General features: G+C 71.8%; 20 protein-coding genes and 2 pseudogenes. 10 read left to right on the forward strand and 12 right to left on the reverse strand.

The features are described 5' to 3' along the window. Nucleotides 1-17: 17 nt before the first annotated feature. Together ACWDZ7_RS22505 and ACWDZ7_RS22510 are read right to left on the reverse strand one after the other, a co-directional pair. Nucleotides 18-812 (reverse strand): class I SAM-dependent methyltransferase, encoded by a 795-nt coding sequence (locus ACWDZ7_RS22505; RefSeq protein ID WP_451799196.1) that lies wholly within the window; start codon nucleotides 810-812, stop codon nucleotides 18-20. 15 nt (nucleotides 813-827) lie between these two features. Continuing rightward, nucleotides 828-998 (reverse strand): annotated as a pseudogene (locus ACWDZ7_RS22510) (hypothetical protein); the annotation flags it as partial. Between the two features lie 371 nt (nucleotides 999-1,369). Between ACWDZ7_RS22510 and ACWDZ7_RS22515 the strand changes: the two are divergent. Beyond that, nucleotides 1,370-3,097: an ATP-binding cassette domain-containing protein gene (locus ACWDZ7_RS22515; protein WP_451799239.1), complete on the forward strand. Its 1,728-nt coding sequence runs from the start codon at nucleotides 1,370-1,372 to the stop codon at nucleotides 3,095-3,097. Between the two features lie 48 nt (nucleotides 3,098-3,145). Here ACWDZ7_RS22515 and ACWDZ7_RS22520 read toward each other — a convergent pair whose 3' ends face one another. Further along, the gene (locus tag ACWDZ7_RS22520; protein ID WP_451799197.1) at nucleotides 3,146-3,457 is read right to left on the reverse strand and encodes an NIPSNAP family protein; all 312 of its coding nucleotides are present in this window, start codon (nucleotides 3,455-3,457) and stop codon (nucleotides 3,146-3,148) included. 2 nt (nucleotides 3,458-3,459) lie between these two features. Beyond that, nucleotides 3,460-4,380, reverse strand: coding sequence for a LysR family transcriptional regulator (locus ACWDZ7_RS22525; protein WP_451799198.1), 921 nt, complete (start codon nucleotides 4,378-4,380; stop codon nucleotides 3,460-3,462). A gap of 158 nt (nucleotides 4,381-4,538) precedes the next feature. On the opposite strand from ACWDZ7_RS22525, the gene ACWDZ7_RS22530 reads away from it, so the two are divergent. From ACWDZ7_RS22530 to ACWDZ7_RS22555, 6 genes and pseudogenes are all read left to right on the forward strand, one after another. Further along, nucleotides 4,539-5,825 (forward strand): cytochrome ubiquinol oxidase subunit I, encoded by a 1,287-nt coding sequence (locus ACWDZ7_RS22530; RefSeq protein WP_451799200.1) that lies wholly within the window; start codon nucleotides 4,539-4,541, stop codon nucleotides 5,823-5,825. Continuing rightward, nucleotides 5,822-6,877 carry a cytochrome d ubiquinol oxidase subunit II gene (locus ACWDZ7_RS22535; RefSeq protein ID WP_451799202.1) on the forward strand — a complete coding sequence of 352 codons (1,056 nt, stop codon included), beginning with the start codon at nucleotides 5,822-5,824 and terminating at the stop codon, nucleotides 6,875-6,877. Before ACWDZ7_RS22530 ends, ACWDZ7_RS22535 begins: the two co-directional genes overlap by 4 nt. A 65-nt stretch (nucleotides 6,878-6,942) precedes the next feature. Beyond that, a complete protein-coding gene (gene cydD / locus ACWDZ7_RS22540) occupies nucleotides 6,943-8,625 on the forward strand; it encodes a thiol reductant ABC exporter subunit CydD (protein ID WP_451799204.1) in 1,683 nt (560 codons plus the stop codon). Beyond that, a complete protein-coding gene (cydC, locus tag ACWDZ7_RS22545; protein WP_451799206.1) occupies nucleotides 8,622-10,346 on the forward strand; it encodes a thiol reductant ABC exporter subunit CydC in 1,725 nt (574 codons plus the stop codon). The genes cydD and cydC overlap by 4 nt, the downstream gene beginning before the upstream one ends. Nucleotides 10,347-10,464: 118 nt before the next feature. After that, on the forward strand, nucleotides 10,465-11,715 hold the full coding sequence (locus tag ACWDZ7_RS22550) for an aromatic ring-hydroxylating oxygenase subunit alpha (RefSeq protein WP_451799208.1): 1,251 nt from the start codon (nucleotides 10,465-10,467) through the stop codon (nucleotides 11,713-11,715). An 87-nt stretch (nucleotides 11,716-11,802) separates the two neighbouring features. Further along, nucleotides 11,803-12,267 (forward strand): annotated as a pseudogene (locus ACWDZ7_RS22555) (deaminase); the annotation flags it as partial. Between the two features lie 35 nt (nucleotides 12,268-12,302). On the opposite strand, the gene ACWDZ7_RS22560 reads toward ACWDZ7_RS22555, so the two are convergent. The 3 genes from ACWDZ7_RS22560 to ACWDZ7_RS22570 form a co-directional block, all read right to left on the reverse strand. Further along, entirely contained in the window at nucleotides 12,303-12,836 is a 534-nt protein-coding gene (locus ACWDZ7_RS22560) for a GNAT family N-acetyltransferase (protein ID WP_451799210.1), read from the reverse strand. Nucleotides 12,837-12,909: 73 nt separating this feature from the next. After that, nucleotides 12,910-15,327, reverse strand: coding sequence for an ATP-binding cassette domain-containing protein (locus tag ACWDZ7_RS22565; RefSeq protein ID WP_451799212.1), 2,418 nt, complete (start codon nucleotides 15,325-15,327; stop codon nucleotides 12,910-12,912). Between the two features lie 374 nt (nucleotides 15,328-15,701). After that, on the reverse strand, nucleotides 15,702-16,175 hold the full coding sequence (locus tag ACWDZ7_RS22570; RefSeq protein ID WP_451799214.1) for a carboxymuconolactone decarboxylase family protein: 474 nt from the start codon (nucleotides 16,173-16,175) through the stop codon (nucleotides 15,702-15,704). A gap of 151 nt (nucleotides 16,176-16,326) precedes the next feature. Between ACWDZ7_RS22570 and ACWDZ7_RS22575 the strand changes: the two genes are divergently transcribed. Then, nucleotides 16,327-17,211 (forward strand): inositol monophosphatase family protein, encoded by an 885-nt coding sequence (locus ACWDZ7_RS22575; RefSeq protein WP_451799216.1) that lies wholly within the window; start codon nucleotides 16,327-16,329, stop codon nucleotides 17,209-17,211. 196 nt (nucleotides 17,212-17,407) lie between these two features. Here ACWDZ7_RS22575 and ACWDZ7_RS22580 read toward each other — a convergent pair whose 3' ends face one another. Next, nucleotides 17,408-18,304: a SigB/SigF/SigG family RNA polymerase sigma factor gene (locus tag ACWDZ7_RS22580; RefSeq protein ID WP_451799217.1), complete on the reverse strand. Its 897-nt coding sequence runs from the start codon at nucleotides 18,302-18,304 to the stop codon at nucleotides 17,408-17,410. 51 nt (nucleotides 18,305-18,355) lie between these two features. After that, the gene (locus ACWDZ7_RS22585) at nucleotides 18,356-19,381 is read right to left on the reverse strand and encodes a VOC family protein (protein WP_451799219.1); all 1,026 of its coding nucleotides are present in this window, start codon (nucleotides 19,379-19,381) and stop codon (nucleotides 18,356-18,358) included. Nucleotides 19,382-19,567: 186 nt separating this feature from the next. Between ACWDZ7_RS22585 and ACWDZ7_RS22590 the strand changes: the two genes are divergently transcribed. Both ACWDZ7_RS22590 and ACWDZ7_RS22595 read left to right on the forward strand, forming a co-directional pair. Next, a complete protein-coding gene (locus ACWDZ7_RS22590; protein ID WP_451799221.1) occupies nucleotides 19,568-20,764 on the forward strand; it encodes a PP2C family protein-serine/threonine phosphatase in 1,197 nt (398 codons plus the stop codon). A 130-nt stretch (nucleotides 20,765-20,894) separates the two neighbouring features. Further along, complete coding sequence (locus ACWDZ7_RS22595) at nucleotides 20,895-21,290, forward strand: hypothetical protein (RefSeq protein ID WP_451799223.1); 396 nt, start codon at nucleotides 20,895-20,897, stop codon at nucleotides 21,288-21,290. 36 nt (nucleotides 21,291-21,326) lie between these two features. Here the strand turns inward: ACWDZ7_RS22595 and glgB are convergent, their stop codons facing one another. From glgB to ACWDZ7_RS22610, 3 genes are all read right to left on the reverse strand, one after another. Continuing rightward, entirely contained in the window at nucleotides 21,327-23,579 is a 2,253-nt protein-coding gene (gene glgB, locus ACWDZ7_RS22600) for a 1,4-alpha-glucan branching enzyme (protein ID WP_451799224.1), read from the reverse strand. A 4-nt stretch (nucleotides 23,580-23,583) separates the two neighbouring features. Next, nucleotides 23,584-24,924: a maltokinase N-terminal cap-like domain-containing protein gene (locus ACWDZ7_RS22605; RefSeq protein ID WP_451799225.1), complete on the reverse strand. Its 1,341-nt coding sequence runs from the start codon at nucleotides 24,922-24,924 to the stop codon at nucleotides 23,584-23,586. Between the two features lie 15 nt (nucleotides 24,925-24,939). Next, nucleotides 24,940-25,269 (reverse strand): alpha-glucosidase C-terminal domain-containing protein (locus ACWDZ7_RS22610; RefSeq protein WP_451799227.1); only part of this gene is annotated, 330 nt, incomplete at its 5' end.

Consider the following 25,269-nt stretch of genomic DNA (forward strand, 5'->3'; position numbering starts at 1 on the left):
CCTGTGGACCGGCCCCCTCAGGCCTGGCCGTGGGCCAACAGAGCCGCGTGGGGCAGCGCGATCGCGCCGTCCGCGTCGGCGAACTCCGCGCACAGCGACTCGAAGCGGTCCTTGATCTCCGCGATGACCGCCGGAGGCTGACTCGTCACGATCCGGCCGATCGTCGCCACTCCGGCGGCCGGCCCGCTCCACCACTCCTCGGGAGTGGTCCGATGGTCCCAGGCGAGGGCGGCGCAGCCGGCATTCCTCAAGCCCGCCCGGCCCAGCAACGCGGCGAGGCCCTCCTCATCGCGCGGGAAGTCCTCCTCGGGATCGAGAGCCGGCAGGTCAGCGGGGCGGGTCACGCCCGCCGCCTGGACGGCCCTGCCCAGCACGGCCTGCCCGGGGGCGGAGGGCGCCGCCCAGATGGTGACGGCTGTCCGCCCGCCCGGACGCGTCACCCGCCGAAGCTCCGTGAGGGCCTTTCGGGGCTGTCCGACGTGGTTGAGGACGAAGTTGGCGACCACGGCGTCGAACTCGTCGTCGGCGAACGGGAGATGAGGCAGGGCGGCCGACCGCACGTCGGCTTCCGGGGCCGTCCGTGCCGCTCGGGCCAGCATGCCTGGTTCGGCGTCCACCGCGGTCACCTTCGCTCCGCGTTCACACGCGCCGGCGGCAGCGGTGCCCGTGCCCGTCCCCACATCGAGGAGCCGTACTCCCTCGCGGACCTCGGCGGCGTCGAGGAGCCAGGGCACCGGATACGCGCAGAGTCCGGCGAAACCGCCGGCATAGGCGTCGGCCTGCCCCGCCCACGCCCGAAGCGTGACCTCCACCGAGCCGTCGTCGTACTAGATGTCGAGGAAGCGGACGTCTTTGGCGTTGCGCTGGATGAAGTGGCGGCGGGCTTCGACGTCCTCGCCCATCAGGACGGAGAACAGGTCGTCGGCGACGGCTGCGTCGTCGAGGGTGACCTCGCCAAGGACCCGGTGGTCGGGGTCCATGGTGGTCACGACGGTTTCCAGAATACCGAAGGCGCCTCCCGGCTTCGGGCGAGAAGACGCCTGTGCGCCGCTGTGACCCTCTTTCACCCTGCCAAACGATCCCCCTGCGCCACACTCATCAAAAGGCGCCGCAGAGGCGCATAGCGGCGTTCCTGGCGCGTTGCCGCGCGGAGTCGCAGACACTTTCCTCGGAGTGACTCTGCCGTCCGAGTGGGCAAAGACGAGGAGGTGAGCGTGTGACCGCCGCGGGTTCCGCGAGCAGTGGGGTGCCGGCGCCGCCGCCCGCTGAGATCAAGTACTCCGGTGAGTACAGCGTCAATCCGTTGGGCGAGGCGTCGTTCGGCGCGCTCTGTCTGCGGTTGCCCGCCGTACTGCGGCGGATCGCGCGCATGGCGTGGGCCGCCGACCGCGCGGCCGTCTTGCTGCTGCTGGGCTGCCAGGCCGTCACCGGTGTGTCCGCCGCCGTGCTGCTGACGGCGACCGCCCGCGCCATGCACCGGCTGCTGGGTGCGGGGTCCGTGTCCGGTCGTCTGCACGAGGCCCTGCCCGCCCTCCTCGTCGTCGCGGCGGCGGCCGGACTCGGGCGGCTGTGCACCGGGGTGGCCACCTACGCCGAGCGGCGCCTGACCCCGCCGGTCATCACCAAGGCCGACACGGGACTCGTCGAAGCCGTCTGCCGGGTCGAGGCCGCCGCCCATGCCGCGGAGGGCTTCGCCGACCGGCAGGAGGCCGCCGAGATGGGGGTGACCCGCACGCATGTGATGATCACCGACTCCCAGCGGTTCATGTCCGCGCTGATCAAGATGGTCACCGCGTGCGGGGTACTGTCCTGCCTCCACCCGCTGATGCTGCCCCTGCTGGTGCTCGCGGTCCTGCCGGCCGGCGTCGGTGCGGTCATGACGGCCCGTGTCGACTACGAGGTCCACTACGCCAACGTCAGCGACCGCAACGTCCGGCACATGACGCGCTGGTGGGCCACCACGCCCAAGTACGCCGACGAGGTCCGCGCCAACGGCATGACCTCCTACCTGCTGTTCTGGTACCGCTCCCTGTCCGAACGGATCGACCGGCGCACCCTGGCCGCCGCTCCCCGCAACCTGCGCATCGCGCTCACCAGCGCGCTCCTCGGCGGCGTCTTCCTCGCCGGTACCTGGGCGGGTCTCGCGTGGCTGGCGGTGACCGGCCGCGTCCCGCTCGCCATCGCCGCCACCGCCATCGTCGCCGTACAGACCGCGCTCGCCGCCCTCTCCCAGGTCGTCATCAACGGAGCCGCGGTCTTCCACACCAGTCTGTACCTCACCGACATGCAGACCTTCCTGGACGATGCCGCCGCACGCGCCCCCAAGCGCGGCGGACGGGAAGTCGCCGCGCCGGTCGAGGAGATCCGCCTCGACGAGGTGACCTACCGGTACCCCGGCAAGGACCGCCCGGCGGTCGACGGCGTCTCCCTGACCCTGCGGCGCGGAGAGGTGCTCGCCGTCGTCGGGGAGAACGGCTCCGGGAAGTCGACCCTCACGCGGCTGATCACCGGCATCTACCTGGCGGACAAGGGACGTGTCCTGTGGAACGGCATGGACCTCGCCTCGGTCGATCCGGATTCCGTGTGGAGCTGCACCGGCCTCGTCCCGCAGATCTTCGCCCAGTGGCCGCTGCGCGTCCGGGAGAACGTCACTCTCGGGCAGCCCCGTACCGTCGACGACGGACCTGTCTGGGACGCCGTCGACGCCGTCGGGATGCGCGACGCGGTGGAGGAACTGCCGGGCGGCCTCGACACGCTGCTCGCCCGTGAGGTGTGGGGCGGTGCCGAGCTGTCCGGCGGGCAGTGGCAGCGTCTGGCGTGCTCACGGGCGCTCTACCGTCGCCCGCCGCTGCTGATCCTGGACGAGCCGACTTCACAGATGGACGCCCGGGGCGAGCGCGACATCTTCACCCGGATCAAGAGCATCGCCGCGGACCGGATCACCATCGTGGTCACCCACCAGCTGGAGAACACGAGGGTGGCGGACCGCATCCTCGTCATGGAGCACGGGCGCATCACCGAGCAGGGCCGTTACGACGAACTCGCCCAGGGCGGCGGGCTCTTCGCGGAACTTCTCGCTCTGTCCAGGGACAGGTAGCCCGGTAGCCCGCCGCCCTGTCAGCGGCGGGTCCGGGTCTCCCCCGGCCTAGGACACCCCGTCGAGCGGCCGCAGGAAGCGGCGTTCATACCGCTTGACGCAGCGCGTGCGACGAGCCAGTTCGAACGCGTCCTGGCACTCCGGATCGGACACGCTGTCCGTGCGGTACTGCTCGTACGCGGCGAGACTGGGGAACGAGAAGAGGGCGTAGGCGATATCGCTGTCGCCCTCGCTCGGCAGGAAGTAGCCGTGGTGCGTCCCGCCGAAACGGTTGACGAGTCCGACCCAGCGGCGGCCGTACTCCTCGAAGTCCTCGAGCTTGTCGGTGTCGATCTCGTACTTCAGATGAATGGTGATCATGCCTACATGATGCCGTCGCGGCGCGGATCGGGCAGGTGGTGTGTCGCGAAGGGCCTGCTGGTGGTGAACTCCCGGAACTTCAGGGCCGCTTCCGACAGGTAGGTGTCGCGGTTCCACACCAGGGTGAGTACGCGGTGGCAGTCGGGCGCGTCCACATGCACCCAGGCGACCGGGACGCGCATGTGCGAACGGACCTGGCGGGACACCGCCGGGATGAGGCCGATGCCGAGGCCCGCGCTGATCATGTCCTGGCTGGCGGCCGGTTCGTCGCCCTCGCAGGTCAGCAGCGGGGTCAGCCCTTCGGACGCGAACAGGCGGTCCAAAAGGGCGCGTTGCCAGTGGCCGGTCCGCGTGGTGACGAAGGGCTCGTCGGCGATCTCCGGGATCGTCACGCGCTCCCGCCCGTCGAGCCAGTGCCCCAGCGGGACCGCGAGCAGCACCTCCTCCCGGCTCAGCTCGACCGATTCGAGGTTCGCCCCGGTCAACGGCTGTGACGCCACGCAGAAGTCGACCTCCCTGGCGCGCAGCCGGCGGTCCATGTCCTCCGCGTTCGACTGGAAGAGCCGCACGTCGGCGCGGGGGTATGCGGCCCGGAAGCTGGCCAGGAGCGGCGTGATCGTCAGGAGCGTCTCGGAGGCGACGCTGACCCTGCCGAGCCCCGTGTCGCGCCCCTCACGCACGGCCCTGCGGCCGTCGTCCAGCTCGCTCAGGGCGCGGTCGACATGGCGCAGGAAGATCGCTCCGTACTGGTTGAGCCGGATACGGCGGCCCTGCCGGTCGAAGAGCGTGGAGCCCAGATCGGCCTCCAGGCGCGCGATGGCACGGCTGAGCGAGGGCTGGGCGACCCGCAGCTCCTCGGCGGCGCGGCTGATGTGCTCGTAACGGGCCACGGCCTGGAAGTAGCGCAGCTGGAGAAGATCCATGGTCCACCTTCACTTATGCCTTCTGGGTCATCTGCACATGACGAAACCGGTCTTGGAACGCATAAGCGATTCTCCCTACGGTCGTTTCCAGCGGGGCCACCGGCCCCGGCCCCGACCGCCCGCCCGTCCCTCCCTCCCTCACCGAAGAAGGTCGCATCATGAGCGCTGCGGATCTGGCCCGACTCCAGTTCGCGGCCACGACCGGCATCCACTGGCTGTTCGTGATCCTCACCATGGGGCTCGTCCCTCTCGTGGCGATCATGCACACCCGGGCCGCGTACACCCGTGACCCCGTCAAGAGAGCCGTCCGGGAGCGCATGACCCGCTTCTGGGGGCAGCTGTACGTCATCAACTACGCGGTCGGCATCGTCACCGGCCTGGTCATGGAGTTCCAGTTCGGGCTCAGCTGGAGCGGCCTGAGCAAGTTCGCGGGCAACGTCTTCGGCGCCCCGCTGGCGCTCGAAACCCTCATCGCCTTCTTCGCGGAGTCCACCTTCCTCGGCATGTGGATCTTCGGCTGGGGTCGTCTGCGCAGAGGTGTGCACATCACGCTCATCTGGCTGGTGGCCCTGACCGCGTACGCCTCCGGGTACTGGATCATGGTCGCCAACGGCTTCATGCAGCACCCCGTCGGCTACGAAGTGCGCGACGGCGTCGCCTACTTGACCGACTTCGGGGCGCTGCTCACCAACTCCAGCGCCCTGGTCGCGCTCGGCCACATCGCGCTGGCCGCGCTGACGACGGGCGGGGTCTTCGTCGCCGGGATCAGCGCCTGGCACTTCGCCCGGGGCACCAAGGAGACCGAGCTGTTCCGCGGCTCCCTGCGCCTCGGGGTGTGGGTGAGCATGGTCGCCTCCTTCTTCGTCGTCGTCGTCGGCGAAATGCAGCGGCCGGTGATCGAGCGGACCCAGCCCATGAAGCACGCGGTCCTGGAGAACAGCGGCGTCGCCGAGGTGCAGGCCCAGCTCGTCAAGGAGCACGGACCGGGTAACTACGTGCCCTGGCAGGACGCGATCCGGATTTCGATGGACGTGATGACGATCATCGGCAACACGGTGTCCACCATCATGTTCATCGCCGTCATCCTGCTGTGGAAGGACTGGCTGATCCGTTGGCGTCCCCTCGCCTACGTCCTGGTGGCGACGGTGCCGTTCCCCTTCATCGCCGCCGCGGGCGGCTGGGTCGTCCGCGAGGTCGGGCGCCAGCCTTGGCTCATCCACGGTGAGTTGCAGGTCGAGGACGCGCTGTCGAACGTCAGCACCGCCTCCTTGGCCGTGTCCTGCACCGTGTTCATCGCCGTCTTCCTGGCGCTGGCGGTGACGAACTGGACCCTGATCACGAAATTCGCCCGCCGCGGCCCGGGGGCCACCCAACTCGGCACCACCGAGCCGCTCCCCGACGAGCTGCCCGACAGCGCCTATATGGAGAAGAGCGGAGTGAAATGAGTCTGGAGATCCTCTGGCTGGCCCTCCTGGGCCTGCTGCTCGCCGGGTACTTCGTGCTCGGCGGGTACGACTACGGCGTACAGATGCTGCACCCCTCGCTCGGCGGCCGGGAGCAAACCTCCCCCCTCGACGGACGGGAGCAGACCTCCCCCCTCGACGGCCGCGAGCAGAACGCCGCCCTCGACGCCATCGCGCCGTTCTTCCTCGGCAACGAGGTCTGGCTGGTCGCCTTCGCCGGCGTCATGTTCGGCGCCTTCCCGCACCTGGAAGGCACCCTCCTGTCGGGCCTGTACCCGCTGATCGTGGCGATCCTCGTCGGCCTGGTCCTCGGCAACGCCGCGATCCAGCTGCGGCGCCGCTCCCGCGGCGCCCTCGGCCGCCGGTGGTGGGGCGCCCTGATCGTGTTCGGCGGCGGGCTTCCCGCCGTGTGCTGGGGACTCGTCGTGGGGCTGCTGCTGCACGGCGTGCCCCGTCGGGCCGACGGGAGCTTCCACATCGGGTTCGGTGACGTCTTCACACCGTTCGTGCTGGCCTGCGGTGTCACCACCGCGCTGCTCTTCGCGGCGCACGGCGCGGCCTTCGTCGCCCTGCGGTCCGAGCCGGACCTTGCCGCGAGAGCAAGGGAGTTGGGCGCCGGGCTGGTGTGCGGGGCCGCCGCCGTGGGCTCCCTCGCGCTGCTCCTCACACTCTTCGGAGCGGGCGCCTCGATGACGAACCGCGCGACCGCGGCGATCATCACCGTCCTGTTCACGGCGGCGCTCGCGGGCGCCTGGTGGTGGCTCTCCCACGGGCACGACGTCCTCGCGTTCGTCGCCACCTGCTGTGCGACGGCGCTGCCCGTGCTGCTCGTGGGCGCCGGCCACTATCCGTATCTGCTGATCAGCTCGGCGGGCGAGGGCCTGGACATCGACCATGCCATGACGGACGGCGCCACCCTGAAGATCCTGAGCGCGTTCGGGGTCCTGGTGGTGCCGGTGATCCTCGCGTACCAGGCGTGGAGCTGGTGGGCCTTCCGGGGCCGGACGGGCCGCCGTCACCCCAGCTACTTCTGACGTCACCAGCTACTTCCGAGCCGCGTATGCGACTGAGCCGCGCACGCGACGAGAGAGGCCCCACCATGAAGCCCGTCGAACGCCGGCTCATGCGCGAACTTCCCGCACTGCGGCGCCACATGAGCATCTCCACGGCGCTGGCACTGCTCGGCGCCGGGCTCGTCGTCGCCCAGGCGGCCCTGCTGGCCACGGTCCTCGCGGACGGCTTCGCCGGGCGCGAGTTCCAAGCCGTGCCGCTGGTCACGCTGGGCACCGTGATGGCGCTGCGCGCGCTGCTGATCTGGGCCCGCGGAGTGCTCGCGCAGCGCGCCGCGGCCGATGCCAAGTGTGCGCTGCGGGACCGGATCACCGGCGGGCTGCGGCAGACCGGCCCCCTGCGGCTCGCGGCCCACCGCCACGGTGAGACGGCCACGCTGCTCAGCCGCGGCCTCGACGCCCTGGACCCGTACGTCGTCGGTTACCTGCCCACGATGACGGCCACCGCCGTGGTACCTCTCACCGTCGTCGCCTGGCTGGCGTGGACCGACTGGACCTCGGCGCTGATCATCGTCGTGACGCTGCCGCTGATCCCGGTGTTCGGCGCGCTGGTCGGCATGCACACCGCCAGGCGCACGGCCCGGCAGTGGACGCTGCTCGCGCGCCTCGGCGGTCACTTCCTGGACGTGGTGGCCGGGCTGCCGACGCTGCGCGCGTTCGGCCGGGAGCGGCATCAGGCCCAGGTCGTCGGCGAGATGGCGGACGCCCACCGGCGGGCCACCATGCGGACGCTGCGCGTGGCGTTCCTGTCCTCCTTCGTCCTGGAGACGGTCGCCACCCTCTCCGTGGCGCTGGTGGCCGTCCCGGTCGGGCTGCGGCTGCTCGGGGGCGATCTGGACCTGCGTACGGCCCTGACCGTGCTGTTCCTCGCCCCGGAGGCGTACCTGCCGCTGCGCGCCGCGGGCGCCGCCTTCCACGACGGCGCCGAGGGCATCGCGGTGGCCGAGCGGGTCTTCGCGCTCCTCGACGACGAGGAGGCGCCCGCCGTCGGCCACGCCCGCACCCCCGACGCCCGCGCGGCGTCCCTGTGCTTCGACGAGGTCACCGTCCAGTACCCGGGCCGCGCCGCGCCCGCCCTCCGGCAGGTCTCCCTCGCCGTGCGCCCCGGCGAACACGTGGCTCTGATCGGCCCGAGCGGGGCGGGCAAGTCGACGCTCCTGGCGCTGCTGCTCGGCTTCGTGGCCCCCGCGTCGGGCCGGGTCGCGGTCGGCGGCACCGACCTCGCGGACCTCGACCCCGACGAGTGGCGTGCCCAGGTGGCGTGGGTGCCGCAGCGCCCGCATCTGTTCGCGGCGTCCGTCGCGGACAACATCCGGCTCGGGCGCCCCGACGCGAGCGACGCCGAGGTGCGGGCGGCGGCGCGGGCGGCCTCGGCGGACCTCTTCGTCGCACAGTTGCCGCAGGCGTACGACACGGTGCTCGGTGAGCACGGCGCGGGGCTCTCCGCTGGGCAGCGCCAACGCGTCGCCCTGGCACGGGCGTTCCTCAAGGACGCGCCCGTGCTGCTCCTGGACGAACCGACCGCGCACCTGGACCCCGAGAGCGAGGCCGCGGTCACGCGCGCCACGGTCGACCTCATGCGCGGCCGGACCTCGGTCGTGGTCGCACACCGCACGAGTCTGCTGCCCCACGCCGACCGGATCGTCACGGTGCGTGCGGGCAGCCTCGCCCTCCCCCGAACCCCGCTCACGGAAGGGCTGGTGGCCTCGTGACCGCCCTCGCCAAGGCCCCCGCCCCGGCGCGCGAGCCGCGCGCCACCTTCCGCCTCCTGCGTCAGCTCCTGCCGTACTGGCGCAGACTGTTGCCCGCCGCGCTCGCATCGGCCGGCAGCGAACTCGCCGCCGCCGCGCTGATGGCCACCGCCGCCTGGCTGATCACCCGCGCCGCACAGCAGCCGCCGCTCGCCTCGGTGGCCCTGGCGATCGTCGCCGTGCGCGCGCTGGCCCTGGGGCGCGGAGCGCTGCGCTACGGCGATCGGCTCCTCGGCCACGACGGCGTGCTGCGGGCCGTCGCGGGCTTCCGCACCCGGGTGTACGAGGCTCTGGTGCCGCTCGCCCCGGCGGGCACGCCCGCTTTCCGCAGCGGCGATCTGCTGACCCGCCTCGTCGACGACGTGGACGCCGCCCAGGACCTGCTGCTGCGGGTCCTGCTCCCGGCCGCCGCCGCCTGGACGGTGGCCGTCGCCGCCACCGGGACGGCAGCCGTACTGCTGCCGCAGGCGGGCGTCCTGCTCGGGCTGCTCCTTGCCGTGGCGGGGCTCCTGGTGCCCGCCCTGGTGCTCGCGCTGTCCCGGCGCGCGGGCCGCGCGGAGAAGGCGGCGCGCGCCGAACTCACCGCCTTCACCCTGGACTTGACCCAGGGGGCGGCGGACCTCGCCGCGTACGGCGCCCGGGGCCGGGCCCACCGGCGGGTCTGCCGGGCCGCCGCCCGGATCGCCGCACTGGAGCGCCACAAGGCCCTGACCACCTCGCTGGCCTCGGCCGCGGTGCTGCTGCTCCAGGGCGGGGCGACGGTCGGCGTCACCTGGACGGCGCTGCGCGCGCACGCGGCCGGTGCGCTGCCCGCCGTACATCTCACCGTCCTCGCGGTCCTCGCCCTGGTCTCCTTCGAGGCCCTCACGTCGCTGCCCGCCGCCGCCCGGCGCCTCGCCGAAGTGCGGGCCTCCGCCCGTAGGCTGGCGGACCTCTTCGGCACACCGCCCCCCGTCGTCGACCCGCCCGCCCCGGTCCCGCTCCCCCGCGACGAGCCGCTCGGCGTCGACATCACCGGCCTGCGGGTGCGCCACCGCCCCGGCGGGCCTCCGGCACTGGACGGGGTGAGCCTGCGGCTGCCGCCCGGCCGCCGGGTCGTGCTCCTCGGCGCCAGCGGCTCCGGCAAGTCGACGCTGATCGCGGCGCTGATGCGGTTCGTCCCGTACGAATCCGGGAGCATTCGCGTCGGCGGCCGCGAACTGCGCGACATCGCGGGCGCCGACGCCCGCCGCGCGATCACCGGCATGACCCAGGACGCGCACGTCTTCCACACCACGATCCGCGCCAACCTCCTCCTGGCCCGCCCCGACGCCACGGACGCCGACCTGCGCGAAGCGGTCCGCGGGGCCCGGCTCCTCGACTGGGTCGAGTCGCTGCCCGACCGCTGGGACACCCTGCTCGGCGGGGACGGCTCCGCGATGTCGGGCGGCCAGCGCAGCCGCCTGCTGCTGGCCCGCGCGCTGCTCGCCGACCCGCCCGTGCTCGTCCTGGACGAACCCACCGAGGGGCTCGACCCGGACACCGCGGCCGCTGTGCTCGCCGACATCCTCGACGCCACCCGCGGCCGCACCACGCTCCTTGTCACCCACGAGCGGGCGGGCATCGCCGCCGCCGACCGCGTCGTGACCCTGCCGGACGGCGGCCCCTGCCCGGCCCGCGACACCGAGCCGATTTGCCAGTAATCCAAAGGATGTACCGGAATGTCGTCCTCGGCGGCGATTCACCGCCGGGGACGGCCTCCCAGCATGGAAGGAGACCCCAAGGAGATCCAAGGAGATCCCGGACGAAGGCGGTGCCACCATGCTGCACGACGGACATCAGCGCACGCACGACGGGCTACACCCCGCCCACCACACACTCGACCCTCTGCTCGACGAACTGGCGCGCCTCTCCGAGCTGCCCCTTGAGCGCGGCGAGACCCTGCCCGCCCGCGCCTACACCGACGAGGACTTCCACCGGCTGGAGCACGAACGTGTCTTCCGCGGCGACTGGCTGTGCGTCGGCCACGTCGCTCAGGTCGCCCGGCCCGGTGACTACCTGCGCACCGACGCGGCCGGTGAGCCGCTGGTCATCACGCGCGACGAGGACGGCGGGCTGCACGCGCTGTCCCGGGTGTGCAGGCACCGCTTCATGGACGTCCTGCCGCCCGAGACGACCCCCGAGCAGGGCTCCTTGCGGCGCCTCACATGTCCGTACCACACCTGGACGTACCGGCTGAACGGCGAGTACGTAGGACAGTTGGCCGGTGCCCCGATGATGGGCAAGGTCGACTTCGACCGCGCGGCGTGCCGACTGCCCCAACGCCGCCTGGAGGTCTGGAACGGGCTGCTCATGGTCTGCGCCGACCCCGATGTGCCGCCGTTGGCGCCGCAGTTGACGGAGCTGGGCGACCGGCTCGCGCCGTACGGCGTCGCGGACCTGGTGGTCGCGTACACGGACCGGTGGGACGGTGTGCCCGCGAACTGGAAGGTGGCCTTCGAGAACGGCTCGGAGAACTACCACCACATGGGAACGCACGCCGGCACGCTCGACACCCTCGTCCCCGGCAAGGACACCGTCGTCGACGAGAGCGACGGACGCTGGTTCAGCATGTACACCCCGTTCGCGGCCGAAGCGGGGGCCGCGCGGGCGGAAGGGGACGCGCCCGTGGTCGGCACGCTCATTCCCGGGCTCGGCGCGCGGCAGCTGTCCGGCATGACGGTCGCGGGGGTCTTCCCGAATCTGGTGATGGCCCTGCTGCCCGACAGCGTCACGTTCGTGCGCTGGGTGCCGACGGGCCCGGTCACGCACGACGCGCTCGTGACGGTGCTGGTCCCGGCGCAGGCCGAGCGGCGGCCGGACTTCGACGCGTACGTGGCGGCGTCGCGGCGGCAGTTCGAGGTGATCCAGAACGAGGACCTGGTCGCCGTGCGGGGTGTCCAGCGCGGCCTGGCCACCGGTCCCGCCCCGTCGGGCGGGCGCTTCTCCCACCTGGAGCGTCCCCTGTGGCAGTTCCAGCGGTATCTGGCCGACCGCCTCACCGTACGGAGCGAGGTCGCTGACACGGCCTAGAACCACGGGGTACGTGGTACTCGTGCGATACGCCATCGAGGAGGCCAGCACCGTATGAACGACCGTACCCCCTCCGCCTGCGGCCGGCCCGGCCCCGCCGATCGGCCCACCGTGGCCGACCGGGCCTGGCTGGCCGTCGCCTGCCGGCTCGCCGAGCAGTGCCCGCCCTCGGACAGCGCGTTCAGCGTGGGAGCGGTCGTCATCGCCGATGACGGCACCGAGCTGGCCCGCGCCCACTCCCGCGAGACGGGCGCGGACGACCATGCCGAGGAGAGCGCCCTCGCCAAGATCGACGCCGACGATCCGCGCCTCTCCGAGGCGACGCTGTACAGCTCCCTGGAACCGTGCGGGAAGCGCGCTTCGCGGGCCCGCCCCTGCGCCCAGTTGATCAGCGAGGCCGGGCTCCGGCGCGTGGTCACGGCCTGGCGCGAGCCCGGCACCTTCGTGAGCGACGCGCGGAGCACGGAGCATCTGGAGGCGGCCGGCGTCACCGTCCTCGAACTGCCCGAGTACGCCGACGCGGCGAAGTCGCCCAACGCCCACCTGCTGTAGCCCGCGCGGGCACGGTCACGTCCGCGGGCCGCGCCTCACGCCTGGTACTCGGTGAGATCGATGGCGTGCACGTGCAGCGCGTGTCCGTACACCGGGTGCACCGTCTCGCGCTCCAGCACCATGCCGAGCTTGCGGATGACGTTCTCGGAGGCGCTGTCGCCCAGCCGGCTGAAGCTGACGACCCGGTCGAGCCCCCGGTCCTGGAGCGCGAACTCCAGCGTGGCCTGGGCGGCTTCGGACGCGTACCCCTGACCCCAGAACTGGGAGCCGAACCGCCAGCTGATGGCCGCGTCGGAGCCGGCGTCCGGCAGGAAGTCGGGGTAGGACAGCCCGGTGAAACCGGCCAGTTCGCCGGAGGCCAGGAGCTCGACGGCGAAGAGGCCGAGCCCCTCGTCGTCCCACTCCTCCTCCCACCGCTCGATGGCCTCCGCGGTCTCCTCCAGATCGCGCACCCGGCCGTCGTCGACCCACTCCATGACCCGCGGGTCCGCGTTGATGTCCGCCATCGGCGCGAGGTCGTCGTCGTGCCAGCGGCGGAGGAGGAGGCGGGGCGTGCGGATCTCGGTCATGGCCCCATCCTGCCCAAGGGGAGGGCGTCACCGTTAATCGGTGCTTCTCCCGACCCCGCCTCCGGTGACGTCCTCAGCGTCGCGGACGCCCCGCCGGTGTGCCGACGTACGCCGCGAGGTGCTCGCCGGTGACGGTGGAGCGGGCCGCGATGAGGTCGGCGGGGGTGCCTTCGAAGACGATGCGGCCGCCGTCGTGGCCGGCGCCGGGGCCGAGGTCGATGATCCAGTCGGCGTGTGCCATGACCGCCTGGTGGTGCTCGACGACGATGACCGACTTGCCGGAGTCCACGAGCCGGTCGAGGAGGCCGAGCAGCTGCTCGACGTCGGCGAGGTGGAGGCCGGTGGTCGGCTCGTCGAGGAGGTAGACGCCGCCCTTCTCCCCCATGTGCGTCGCCAGCTTGAGCCGCTGCCGCTCACCGCCGGACAGCGTGGTGAGCGGCTGGCCCAGGGTGAGGTAGCCGAGCCCGACGTCGGCCAGCCGTTCGAGGATCTTGTGCGCCGCGGGCGTACGCGCCTCGCCCGCGCCGAAGAACTCCTCGGCCTCGGTCACGGACATCGCGAGCACCTCGCTGATGTCGCGCCCGCCGAGGTGGTACTCCAGGACGGAGGGCTGGAACCGCTTGCCCTCGCAGTCCTCGCACAGGGTGGCGACTCCGGCCATCATCGCCAGGTCCATGTAGATGACACCGGCGCCGTTGCAGGTGGGGCAGGCGCCCTCGGAGTTGGCGCTGAACAGCGCCGGCTTGACGCCGTTGGCCTTCGCGAACGCCTTGCGGATCGGATCGAGCAGTCCGGTGTACGTCGCCGGGTTGCTGCGCCTGGAGCCCTTGATGGCGGTCTGGTCGACCGACACCACGCCCGCGTCGGCCGGGATCGAGCCGTGCAGGAGGGAGCTCTTGCCGGAACCGGCGACGCCGGTGACGACGCAGAGCACGCCGAGCGGGACGTCGACCGCGACGTCGCGCAGGTTGTTCGCCGTGGCCCCGCGGATCTCCAGCTTGCCGGTGGGTGTCCGCACCGCCTCCTTGAGCGCGGCCCGGTCGTCGAGGTGGCGGCCGGTGACGGTGTCACTGGCCCGCAGCGCCTCCACGGTGCCCTCGAAGCAGACGGTGCCGCCCGCCGTACCGGCGCCGGGGCCGAGGTCGACGATGTGGTCGGCGATCGCGATCGTCTCCGGCTTGTGCTCCACGACGAGCACCGTGTTGCCCTTGTCCCGCAGCCGCAGCAGCAGGTTGTTCATCCGCTCGATGTCATGGGGGTGCAGGCCGATGGTGGGCTCGTCGAAGACGTACGTGACGTCGGTGAGCGAGGAGCCGAGGTGGCGGATCATCTTGACGCGCTGCGCCTCACCGCCGGAGAGCGTGCCTGCCGGTCGGTCGAGCGCGAGGTAGCCGAGGCCGATCTCGACGAACGAGTCGAGGGTCTGCTGCAACGCGGTGAGCAGCGGTGCCACCGACGGCTCGGCGAGGCCGCGGACCCACTTGGCGAGGTCCCTGATCTCCATGGCGCAGGCGTCGGCGATGGAGATCTTGTCGATCTTCGAGGACCGGGCGCCCTCGCTGAGCCGGGTGCCGTCGCACTCGGGGCAGACGGTGAAGGTGACCGCGCGCTCCACGAACGCCCTGATGTGCGGCTGCATCGCCTCCTTGTCCTTGGACAGGAACGATTTCTGGATCTTGGGGATCAGTCCCTCATAGGTGAGGTTGACGCCGTTGACCTTGACCTTGGTCGGCTCGCCGTAGAGGAAGTCCCGCATCTCCTTCTTGGTGAAGCGGGAGATCGGCTTGTCGGGGTCGAGGAAGCCGGACTGGGCGTAGACCCCGACGGTCCAGACGTTGTCCGACTTCCAGCCCGGGATGGTGAAGGCGCCTTCGGAGAGCGACTTGGAGTCGTCGTAGAGCTGGGTGAGGTCGATGTCGGAGACCCTGCCCCGGCCCTCGCAGCGCGTGCACATGCCGCCGACGCGGTTGAAGGTCGCCTTGACGGTCTTCGTCTTGGCGTCGCCGCGCTCCACGGTGATGCCGCCGCTCGCCCGGACCGACGCGGTGTTGAAGGAGTACGCGCCGGGCGGGCCGATGTGCGGCTCGCCGAGCCGGCTGAAGAGGATGCGGAGCATCGCGTTGGCGTCGGTGGCGGTGCCGACCGTGGAGCGCGGGTCGGCGCCCATCCGCTGCTGGTCGACGGTGATCACGGTGGTCAGCCCGTCGAGTACGTCGACGTCGGGCCGCGCCGGCGTCGGCATGAAGCCCTGCACGAAGGCGCTGTACGTCTCGTTGATCATCCGCTGCGACTCGGCGGCGATCGTGTTGAACACCAGGGAGCTCTTGCCCGAGCCGGAGACGCCGGTGAACACCGTCAGGCGGCGCTTCGGGATCTCGATGCTGATGTCCTTGAGGTTGTTCTCGCGCGCGCCGTGCACGCGGATCAGGTCGTGGCTGTCGGCGGGGTGCGACGCGGGCGGCTGTGGGTCCGTACTCGGGGCCTTGCTCATCGTGTCGTGTCTCCATGTTCGGGGCGGGGCCGTCTTCGCGGGCTCCGTCGGCGCCGCCCGGCTCGATCATCCGGTCGGCTTCGAGCGTCCGGAGCGTCAGACTAACCAGTGGCCGCCGCACGTCAGTTCGCGTTCGGACATCTCGTTCACCGATCGATGAGCGCGAGGACGTCGCCGTCGCCGTCGGCGTCGGCGTCGAGCTGGTGCATGGCGGTCACGCTAGCCGTGGCTCGCCGACCGCGCTTCTCCATTTCTGCTCTCTGTTTCTGCTCCCTGTTTCTGCTCTCTGTGCGAAGACGCCTCACCTCTGCGGGGACGCCGCAGGGCCCGGGCGGCAACTCGCCCGGGCCCTGGCGGTCTTCCGCACGTCCGGCCTATCCGAACTGGCCGACCTGGTAGTCGCCGGCGGGCTGCTGGACCATGACGTTCAGGCGGTTGAAGGCGTTGATGAGGGCGATCAGCGAGACCAGCGCGGTGAGCTGCTCCTCGTCGTGGTGCTTGGCCGCGTCGGCCCAGGCCTGGTCCGTGACGCCACCGGCCGCGTCCGCGATGCGGGTGCCCTGCTCCGCCAGTTCCAGGGCGGCCCGCTCGGCCTCGGTGAAGACCTTCGCCTCCCGCCATGCCGCGATCATGTTGAGACGGAGCGAGGACTCGCCCTCGGCGGCCGCTTCCTTGGTGTGCATGTCGAGGCAGAATCCGCAGCCGTTGATCTGGCTGGCGCGGATCTTCACCAGCTCCTGCGTGGCGGTCGGCAGCGTCGAGTCCGAGAGCGCCTTTGAGGCCGAGGTGAGGTGCTTCAGGGCCTTGCCGGCGATCGGGCTGGTGAAGAAGTTCAAGCGTGCGTCCATGGTGTGCGCTCCTCTGCCGTTGTCGATGGCTACACACCACTGACGGACCGACCGGCCAAGGATGTGACAACCGCCGATGTGACGCATGTCTCCCTGTCCGTCCTCGCGACCACACCCTCAAGGCCGTCCCCTCGCCGCTACTCTGCGCGCCATGATCGACACACCCACCGGCCTTGACGACACCGAGGTGGCGACAGCCGCGGCCCGCGCCGGCGCGGCCGTGGTGCGCGACCTGTACGGCCGCCGACTGGCCCGTATCGACAAGGGCGCCGGGGACTTCGCCACGGCCGCCGACGTGGCGGCCGAGAAGGCGATCCTCGGCGTCCTCCGTGCCGCGCGCCCCGCGGACGGGGTGCTCGGTGAGGAGGGCGGGCAGCGGGGCGCGGCGGACGTCGCACGCCAGTGGCTGATCGACCCCCTGTGCGGCACGCTGAACTACGCCGTCGGCACCATGCTGGTGGCCGTCAATGTGGCGCTGCGCGACGGCGCGGCGGCGGTGGCGGACCCCTTCAGCGGCGAGGTCTTCTGCACCGACGGCGAGTCCGCCTACGTACGAGGTGAAGAGGGCGCCGCACGGCTGACGCCCTCGTCCGCCGGCCGGCTGGTGGACGTCAACCTGGACCCGCCGTTTCCGAGCGCGCCAGGGTTCCGGGCAGTGGACCTGCTCGCCCACCCGGGGTTCGTCGAGCGCTACCGCCCGCGGGTCGTGTCCTCGACGCTGGCGCTGGCCTGGGTCGCGTCCGGCAAGCGCGCCGCGTACGTCACCGACGGCGGAGACCTGTCGCGGAGCGTGCACTTCGCCGCGGGCATCGCGCTCTGCCGGGCAGCGGGATGCGTGGTCACCGGGGTCGACGGCGTCCCCATCGGCCGGGGAAGCCGGGGAAGCCGGGGAGGCCAGGGAGGTCGCGGGCTTGTGGCGGCCGCGGACGCCGAGACCCACGAGCTGCTGATGTCGATGATCCGCGATCGGCCCCGGAACAGGGACAGCGCGGCCACAGGGGAGTCGGACGACGAGGCAGAATGCTCCCGGGGCTAGTTCTGTTGGGGGATGTGGTACGCAGCACGCACCGCAGGAGGCGGACCACGACCGGCACGGCCAGCACAGCCGACGCGCCCCGGTACCGAGATCGCGCCGCGTCCCCCGGACGGCGTCGAGGAGGTGCCGACCACCGGCTGGCGGAGCTCGGCGACGACGGCAGCAACGACCTGATCGTCTCGGAGGTGATCCGCGGTCACTCGCTGGTGAGCAGACCCGTGCGCAGCTCGGCCAGGGTCCGGGAGAGCAGCCGTGACACGTGCATCTGCGAGATGCCGAGGGCGGCGCCGATCTCGGACTGCGTCATCTCCTGGCCGAAGCGCATCTCGATGATGCGCCGCTCGCGCTCGCCGAGTTCCGCCAGGAGCGGTGCCAGGGCGTGGAGGTGCTCGAAGACGTCCATGGCGGGGTCCGGGGCGCCCATGACGTCGGCGAGCGAGCGGCCGCTCTTGTACGTCTCTCCCTCGTCGGCCGGACCGTGCGGGGCGTCCAGGGACCCGGCCGCGTAGCCGTTGGCGGCCATGACCGCCTCCAGCGCCTGCTCCTCGGTCACCTCCAGGTCGGCCGCCAGCTCCTTGACGGTGGGCTCGCGGCCGAGCGCGCAGGACAGCCGCTCCTGGGACCGGGACAGCTCGGAGCGCAGCTCCTGCAGTCTGCGCGGGACGTGCACGGCCCAGCTGGTGTCGCGGAAGTAGCGCTTGATCTCGCCGAGGATGCAGGGCACCGCGAACGAGACGAACTCGAACCCGCGGCTCGCGTCGAACCGGTCGATCGCCTTGATGAGGCCCACGGTCCCGACCTGCACGATGTCCTCCAGCTGGCCGTTGCCGCGGTTGCGGAACCGGCCCGCCACGTAGTGCACCAGCGAGAGGTTCATCTCGATGAGGGTGTTGCGCGTGTACGCGTGGTCGGGCGACCCCTCCTCCAGCGTCGCGAGCCGGTCGAAGAAGAGCCTCGACAGCTCCCGCGCGTCCTCCGGCGCCACCTGGTGGGCTTCCTCGATCAGCGGGAGCGGGGCGGCTGCTCCCTCTCCGCCCTTTATCTCCTCGGTCGGATCGGTGGTCTGTTCCGGGTCGATCGTTCGTACGAGCATGGTCGGTTTCCCTGTGAGTCGTGACGTGTGCGGTTCGGCTGACGTGTGCGTTCAGCTCGCGAGGACCGCGAAGGGGACGCCCTCGCGGTCCCCCAGCACGGCCTCCCGCCGGGTGCCGGTCCCGTGGGGTGGTGCGATGACGCGTCCGCCCCGGCGCACGGCCTCGGCGGCGGCCGCGTCGACGTCCGCCACGCGGAACGACGTGTGCCAGCGGTACCGGCCCTTGGTGCCGGGCGCCGCTCCCTGCGTGAGCGCGGCGATCGCGCGCGTTCCGTCCCGCACCACGATCCGGTCGTGGACGTACTCCACGGTGCTGCTTTCGGCGGGCCTGCCCGCCCAGTCGAGTACGCCGCCGTAGAAGAGGGCCGCTGCGAAGATGTCCTGGGTGTGCAGTTCGAGGCGGGCGACGGGGCCGTCCCCGACCGTCCAGCGGCTGTCGGGGGCCTGGCGGCGCAGTCCGAACACGGCCCCCTCGGGCCCCGCCGCCACCGCGGCGCGCCCGGCGGGGGTGGACAGCGGTCCGACGGCCACGGTGGCGCCCTGGTCGCGGAGCCGGCCCACCGCGCCGTCCACGTCGTCGACGGCGAAGTACGGCGTCCAGCCGGCGTGGGCTCCCGGTTCGCAGGAGGTCCGGCAGATGGTCCCCACCGGCGCCCCGGCCTTCAGCATGAGGGAGCGCGGCCTGCCCGGCGGGCCGAGCAGCGGCACGCGGCACCAGCCGAGGACGCGGCCGTAGAACTCCTCGGCGGCCCGGACGTCCCGCGCGGCCAGGCTCAGCCAGCAGGGCGCGCCGCGCGCCTCCCGCGGGACGTCCGACGGCAACCTCCCGCCGGGCGCACCGGAGCGCCGCTCGCCGGGCCCCGGCACGTCGGGCCGCCACTCGTCGTGCTCGGCGGGAGCCGGCCACTGCCCGCCCGGCCTGACGAGGCGGAGCCGCCTGGGCGCCCGCGACGGCCCGGCACCGGCCCACGCGGGCGGCCGCGTCTCCCGGTCGTCCCGGTCCGCCGCGTACCGGGTCGACCCGTCTCCGTCGGCCTTCCACCCGCTCCCCTTGTTCACCCCGATGTCCCTTCGCACAGCCTTCTCCTCAGCCGCCGGTTCCTGCGGTCTGTCGTGTGATTCCGCAATCGGAACGCCGCATACCGGGACCTTCCTCACTCGCCCGGGGGACCAAGGTCACGGGGGCGGGCTCTCCGTTCGTCCTCTCAACGCGGGCGGGATCCGGGGCCCGATGTGAGACTGCCTGTGAGGTGGTGATCACAGATGACGAGCCAGCCCAGGGCGCCCGGTCCCGGTGAGCAGCTGCTCGAACAGCTGCTCGCCGCGGCGCATGCGGCGACCCCGGTGGAGCTTCCCGGCCTGGTGCAGCGGTTCGCCGACGCCGCCGGGCTCGACCGGATCGACGTATATCTGGTGGACCTCCAGCAGCGGTATCTGGTGCCGCTGACCGAGGGGCCGCCCGCCCTCGGCGTGGACAGCTCCGTGGCCGGTTCGGCCTACCGGGCCCACGCGCTGCGCGTCGAGGAGCTGCCCCAGGGCCGGATCACCACCTGGCTGCCGCTGATCGACGGTGTCGAGCGGCTCGGCGTCATCGGTGCCACGTCCGCGGTCATCGACGGGGCGCTGCTGCGGCGCTGCCGAACGCTCGCCTCGATCCTGGCCATGGTGATCACCTCGAAGCGCGCCTACAGCGACACCTTCGCCCGCCGGACGCGGACCCAGACCATGCATCTGCCCGCCGAGATGCTCCGGGCCTTCATGCCGCCCAGGACGATCGGCAACTCCGATGTCATCTCGACCGCTGTCCTCGAACCGGCGTACGACATCGGCGGTGATGTCTTCGACCACTCCCTGACGCACTCCACCCTGCACGTGACGATCCTCGACGCCATGGGCCACAATCTCGCGTCCGGCCTGACGACCGCCGTGGCCATGGCGGGCTGCCGCAACGCCCGCCGGGCGGAGATCGACCTGCCCGAGCTCGTCGACACGGTCCAGGACGCGCTCGCCCGGTGGCTGCCCGAGCAGTTCTGCACGGGGATCCTCGCCCAGCTGGACCTGGCGGGAGGGGTCCTGCGGTGGTGCAACTGCGGTCACCCACCGCCCCTGCTGATCCGGGACCACCGCGTGCTCGACCGTGCGCTCGAGCGGCCGGCCCAGGCTCCCCTGGGGACGCCCGCTCTGCTCGCGCGCGAACCGTGGGAGGTGCACGAGGAGGCGCTCCAGCCGGGTGACCGCGTCCTGATGTACACCGACGGCGTCACCGAGCTGCGGACCGGGAGCGGCCAGTTCGGCCTTGAGCGGTTCACCGACAGCATCATCCGGGCCACGGCCGCGGGCGAATCCGCTCCGGAGGCGCTGCGTCAGCTCATCCACTCCATCATCGACCGGCAGGACAACCAGCTGCAGGACGACGCGACGCTGCTGCTCCTCGAATGGCGGCCGCCGGGGACGCGGTGACCCGGCGATGGGCCGACAGGGTGGATCGGCCTCGGCCGAGGCCGATCCCCTCGCATGTCATTCCACACACATTGGGATTATTTGCCTTAATTACTGCGGTCCCCGTACCTCTGGCTCCCCTGGAGATCGCATGAACCCTGCCCTGACGCGTGCCGTCACCCTCAGCGCCGGCCTGCTGCTGTGCGCCGCCCCGCTCACCGTCGCCAACGCGCTCGCCTCCGACGACCCGGACTCGCGCCGCCAGGCGGCACAGCGGCCCACGCTCACCGCGAAGGCAACGGTGAAGTCCGCCAAGGCCTGGCACCAGTTCCGCGTCCAAGGGGCCTCCAAGCGGCTGCCCGCCGGGACCCCCGTGACGTTGCAGCAGCTTCAGCACAAGCGGTGGGTCTCCCTGCCGATCCGCATGAACACCAACCGCAACCACACGTACAACGTCCGCGTCAAGCTCGGCTTCACGGGCCCCAACAAGATTCGCATCGTCGGCGGCGGCGCCGTCTCCAAGCCCGTCGACGTCACGATCCGCTGACATACGCGCGCGGATCAGGACGACGTCCGCCTGCCGTCACTCCGGGCGCAGCCAGACCGTGGCCATCGGCGGCAGGGTGACGCGCAGGCGGGCCGGGCGGCCGTGGGCCGGCTCGGGCTCGGGCTTCAGCGGGTCCGGGTTGCCGACGTCCCCGCCGCCGTAGCGTGCCGCGTCGGTGTTGAGGACCTCCACCCAGGCGGGGGGCTCCTCCGGGACGCCGAGCGGGTAGTCGTGGCGGATCACCGGCGAGAAGTTGCAGACCGCCAGGAGCGGGGTGCCGTCCGCGGCGTGGCGGAGGAACGCCAGGACGTTGTCCTGGGCCGCGTCCGTCACGATCCAGGAGAAGCCGGCCGGTTCGGTGTCCCGCTCCCAGAGGGCGGGAGCGGCTCGGTACTGGTGGTTGAGGTCCCGCACGAGGCGCAGTACGCCCTCGTGGTCCGGCCGCGCCGGGTAGGCCGGGTCCAGGAGCCCCCAGTCCAGGCCGCTCTCCTGCGACCATTCGGCGCCCTGCGCGAACTCCTGCCCCATGAAGAGGAGTTGCTTGCCGGGGTGGGCCCACATGAAGCCCAGATAGGCGCGGTGGTTGGCGCGCCGCTGCCACCAGTCGCCGGGCATCTTGGAGACCAGCGACTGCTTCCCGTGGACGACCTCGTCGTGCGAGAGAGGCAGGACGTAGTTCTCGCTGTACGCGTACACCATCGCGAACGTCATCTCGTTGTGGTGGTACTCGCGGTGCACCGGGTCGCGGCTGATGTACTCCAGGGAGTCGTGCGACCAGCCCATGTTCCACTTCAGCCCGAAGCCGAGACCACCGAAGCCGCCGGGTCCGGTGTGGTGGGTGGGCCGCGTCACGCCGTCCCAGGCCGTGGACTCCTCGGCGATGGTGACGACGCCGGGACTGCGGCGGTAGACGGTCGCGTTCATCTCCTGGAGGAACGTCACCGCGTCGAGGTTCTCGCGGCCGCCGGACTCGTTGGACGCCCACTGTCCGTCCTCGCGCGAGTAGTCGAGGTAGAGCATCGAGGCCACGGCGTCGACGCGCAGCCCGTCGACGTGGAACTCCTCACACCAGTAATTCGCGTTGGCGACAAGGAAGTTACGCACTTCCTTGCGGCCGTAGTCGAAGGTGAGGGTGCCCCAGTCGGGGTGTTCGGCGCGCCGCGGGTCCCCCGGTTCGTACAGGTGCTCTCCGTCGAACGCCGCCAGCGCCCAGTCGTCCTTGGGGAAGTGGGCGGGCACCCAGTCCAGGATCACGCCGATACCCGCCTGGTGCAGCGTGTCGACCAGGTGGCGGAAGTCGTCGGGCGTGCCCATGCGGGATGTCGGGGCGTAGAACCCGGTGACCTGGTAGCCCCACGAACCGCTGAAGGGGTACTCGGCCACCGGCATGAACTCCACATGGGTGAAGCCCGCTTCCGTGACGTAGGCCGTGAGCCGGTCCGCGAGCTGACGGTAGGTCAGACCGGGTCGCCAGGACGCCAGATGGACTTCGTACACCGAGAACGGGGACTGGCACACGGGGCGGTCGGCGCGGTGCGCCATCCACGCGTCGTCCCCCCACACGTACGACGACTGCGTGACGACGGAGGCGGTGGCCGGCGGCACCTCGGCGCGGCGCGCCATCGGATCAGCGCGCACGGTGTGCGTGCCGTCGGGGCGGGTGATGTCGAATTTGTAGAGGGCCCCCACGTCCATCCCGGGCAGGAACAGCTCCCACACGCCGGTCGAGCCGAGCGAGCGCATCGGATGGGCGGCTCCGTTCCAGTGGCAGAAGTCGCCGCAGACCCGCACTCCCCTCGCGTTGGGCGCCCACACCGTGAAGCGGGTGCCTCGCACACCCTGGTGGGTCATCGGGTGCGCCCCCAGCGCCTTCCACAACTCCTCGTGCCGGCCCTCACCGATCAGATGCAGGTCGAGTTCGCCGAGGGCGGGCAGGAAGCGGTACGGGTCCTCGTACTCGATGTCGTGACCGTCGTACGTCACGCGCAGCCGGTACTCGGGGATCGCGTCGAGCCCCAGCACCGCGGAGAACAGGCCGTCGCCCGTGTCGTTCAGCCGCACCGTCCGCTCTTCGGTGACGAGCGTCACCGCCTCGGCGTACGGGCGCAGGACCCGGAAGGCGATGCCGCCGGGCACCGGGTGCGCGCCGAGCACGGCGTGCGGGTCGTGGTGGGTGCCCGCCAGGAGCCGCTGCCGGTCCTGCGCGTCGAGGGACGCCTCGGGGACGGGGGCGCGGCCGGTTTCCGCGGCGCGCGGGGGAGCCTGCGTTGCGGTGGCTGTTGTTTCCACGGTCTCAGCTCTCCTCTGCGAGGCGGGCGATCGCCGCCATGGGGACAGGTAGCCAGTCCGGACGGTGCCTGGCCTCGTACAGCGCTTCGTACACCGCCCGGTCCGTCTCGTAGGCCCGCAGCAGCTCGGCCTCCGCGCGCGGATCCCAGGTCGACTCGGCGGCGTACCCGGCGCAGTAGGCCTCCCGGCACCGCCGCACCCACCGGGGCCGCCAGGGGCGCCGGGTGTGGGCCGCGTAGTCGAAGGAGCGCAGCATGCCCGCGATATCGCGTATGGGCGCCTGGGCCCGTCGGCGTTCGTCGAGCGGCCGGGCCGGTTCGCCCTCGAAGTCGATGATGAACCACCGGTCCCCCGCCCGGAGCACCTGACCGAGGTGCAGGTCGCCGTGGACACGCTGGGCCTCGCGGCCCGGACCGCGCCCCGCGACGGCGCCGTACGCGGTCTTCAGCCGGGACACGTAAGGGACGAGCGCCGTCATCTGAAGGGCCGCGGATTCCAGCCGCCCGGTCATGGCGGCGGCCAGCGGGCTGCCGCCGTACGGGTCGGGGGGCTCGGACCCGAAGGCCTGGGCCAGCGCCAGGTGCACCTCGGCGGTGGCGCGCCCCAGTTCGTAGGACTCGTCGGTGAAGTCCTCGCCCAGGGCGAGGGAGCGCAGCGCCAGGGTCCAGCCGTCGGTCGCCTCGGGCAGGAACGGCTGGAGCACGCCGAGCGTCGCCTTGCGCGGCTCGGTGGTCCAGAACCAGGCCACGGGGGCGGGCACCCGGGCGCAGCCCCGGCCGGCCAGGGCCCACGGCACCTCCAGGTCCGGGTTGATGCCGTACTGGACGCGTCGGAACAGCTTCAGGATGAAGGAATCTCCGTACACCAGCGAAGTATTGGACTGCTCCCCGCCGAGCAGCCGGGGTGGGAGGCCCGCGGGCACCACGGTCCGCGCGTCCCGTTCGAAGCGCAGGGGGCCCGTCTCGCCGGGGACCCGCAGGCGTTCGAGGAGGAGCCCCGCCGACCAGGGGTCCAGGAGGGCGTCGTACACGGTGAGGCCCTCCAGGGGGCCCGCGTCGGGCCGGCCGACGATCGCGTGGTGGAGCCGGAGAGGTACGTGTTCGCGGACGCCGAGGAGGAGTTGGTAGCAGTCCTCGGGCGGCCCGACGGGTCCCGTACGGATCAGCAGGTGCAGGCACCCGGGGTGCAGTTCGGTCATGGACAGCACGGCCAGATCAGTGACGGGGCGGCCCTTGCCCGCGAACCAGCGCTGCTCGGGCAGCCATCCACGGAGTATCCCGGCCAACGAGGTCAGCAGCTGTGGAGGGCTGAGGCTGCCGGGCGACTGCGATGCGGTCTTCAGCATGCGACACACGTCCCTTCAAAAGTGCACCGCGGGTGCGGGCGGACGTCGTGGCTGTTCGGTCAGCCGGAACCAGTAGAAGCCGTGGCCCGCCAGTGTGAGGAGGTAGGGCAGTTCACCGATGGCCGGGAAGCGGACCCCGCCGATCAGCTCCACCGGGTGGCGGCCGTCGAAAGCCCGCAGACGCAGCTCGGTCGGCTGGGCGAAGCGGGAGAAGTTGTGCACGCACAGGACCAGGTCGTCCCCGCGCTCGCGGAGGAAGGCGAGGACGGCGGGGTTGGAGGAGGGGAGTTCGGTGTAGGTGCCGAGGCCGAAGGCGGGGTTCTGTTTGCGGATCTCGATCATCCT

Source organism: Streptomyces sp. NPDC003032 (assembly GCF_053591415.1).

Coding starts and splice junctions, on each gene's coding strand:
- ACWDZ7_RS22535 (WP_451799202.1), top strand. CDS start 5,822: ATGAGTCTGGAGATCCTCTGGCTGGCCCTCCTGGGCCTGCTGCTCGCC.
- ACWDZ7_RS22570 (WP_451799214.1), bottom strand. CDS start 16,175: ATGGACGCACGCTTGAACTTCTTCACCAGCCCGATCGCCGGCAAGGCC.
- ACWDZ7_RS22515 (WP_451799239.1), top strand. CDS start 1,370: ATGGCGTGGGCCGCCGACCGCGCGGCCGTCTTGCTGCTGCTGGGCTGC.
- ACWDZ7_RS22575 (WP_451799216.1), top strand. CDS start 16,327: ATGATCGACACACCCACCGGCCTTGACGACACCGAGGTGGCGACAGCC.
- ACWDZ7_RS22605 (WP_451799225.1), bottom strand. CDS start 24,924: ATGCTGAAGACCGCATCGCAGTCGCCCGGCAGCCTCAGCCCTCCACAG.
- ACWDZ7_RS22595 (WP_451799223.1), top strand. CDS start 20,895: ATGAACCCTGCCCTGACGCGTGCCGTCACCCTCAGCGCCGGCCTGCTG.
- ACWDZ7_RS22590 (WP_451799221.1), top strand. CDS start 19,568: ATGACGAGCCAGCCCAGGGCGCCCGGTCCCGGTGAGCAGCTGCTCGAA.
- ACWDZ7_RS22565 (WP_451799212.1), bottom strand. CDS start 15,327: ATGAGCAAGGCCCCGAGTACGGACCCACAGCCGCCCGCGTCGCACCCC.
- ACWDZ7_RS22560 (WP_451799210.1), bottom strand. CDS start 12,836: ATGACCGAGATCCGCACGCCCCGCCTCCTCCTCCGCCGCTGGCACGAC.
- ACWDZ7_RS22550 (WP_451799208.1), top strand. CDS start 10,465: ATGCTGCACGACGGACATCAGCGCACGCACGACGGGCTACACCCCGCC.
- ACWDZ7_RS22530 (WP_451799200.1), top strand. CDS start 4,539: ATGAGCGCTGCGGATCTGGCCCGACTCCAGTTCGCGGCCACGACCGGC.
- cydD (WP_451799204.1), top strand. CDS start 6,943: ATGAAGCCCGTCGAACGCCGGCTCATGCGCGAACTTCCCGCACTGCGG.
- ACWDZ7_RS22520 (WP_451799197.1), bottom strand. CDS start 3,457: ATGATCACCATTCATCTGAAGTACGAGATCGACACCGACAAGCTCGAG.
- ACWDZ7_RS22525 (WP_451799198.1), bottom strand. CDS start 4,380: ATGGATCTTCTCCAGCTGCGCTACTTCCAGGCCGTGGCCCGTTACGAG.
- ACWDZ7_RS22580 (WP_451799217.1), bottom strand. CDS start 18,304: ATGCTCGTACGAACGATCGACCCGGAACAGACCACCGATCCGACCGAG.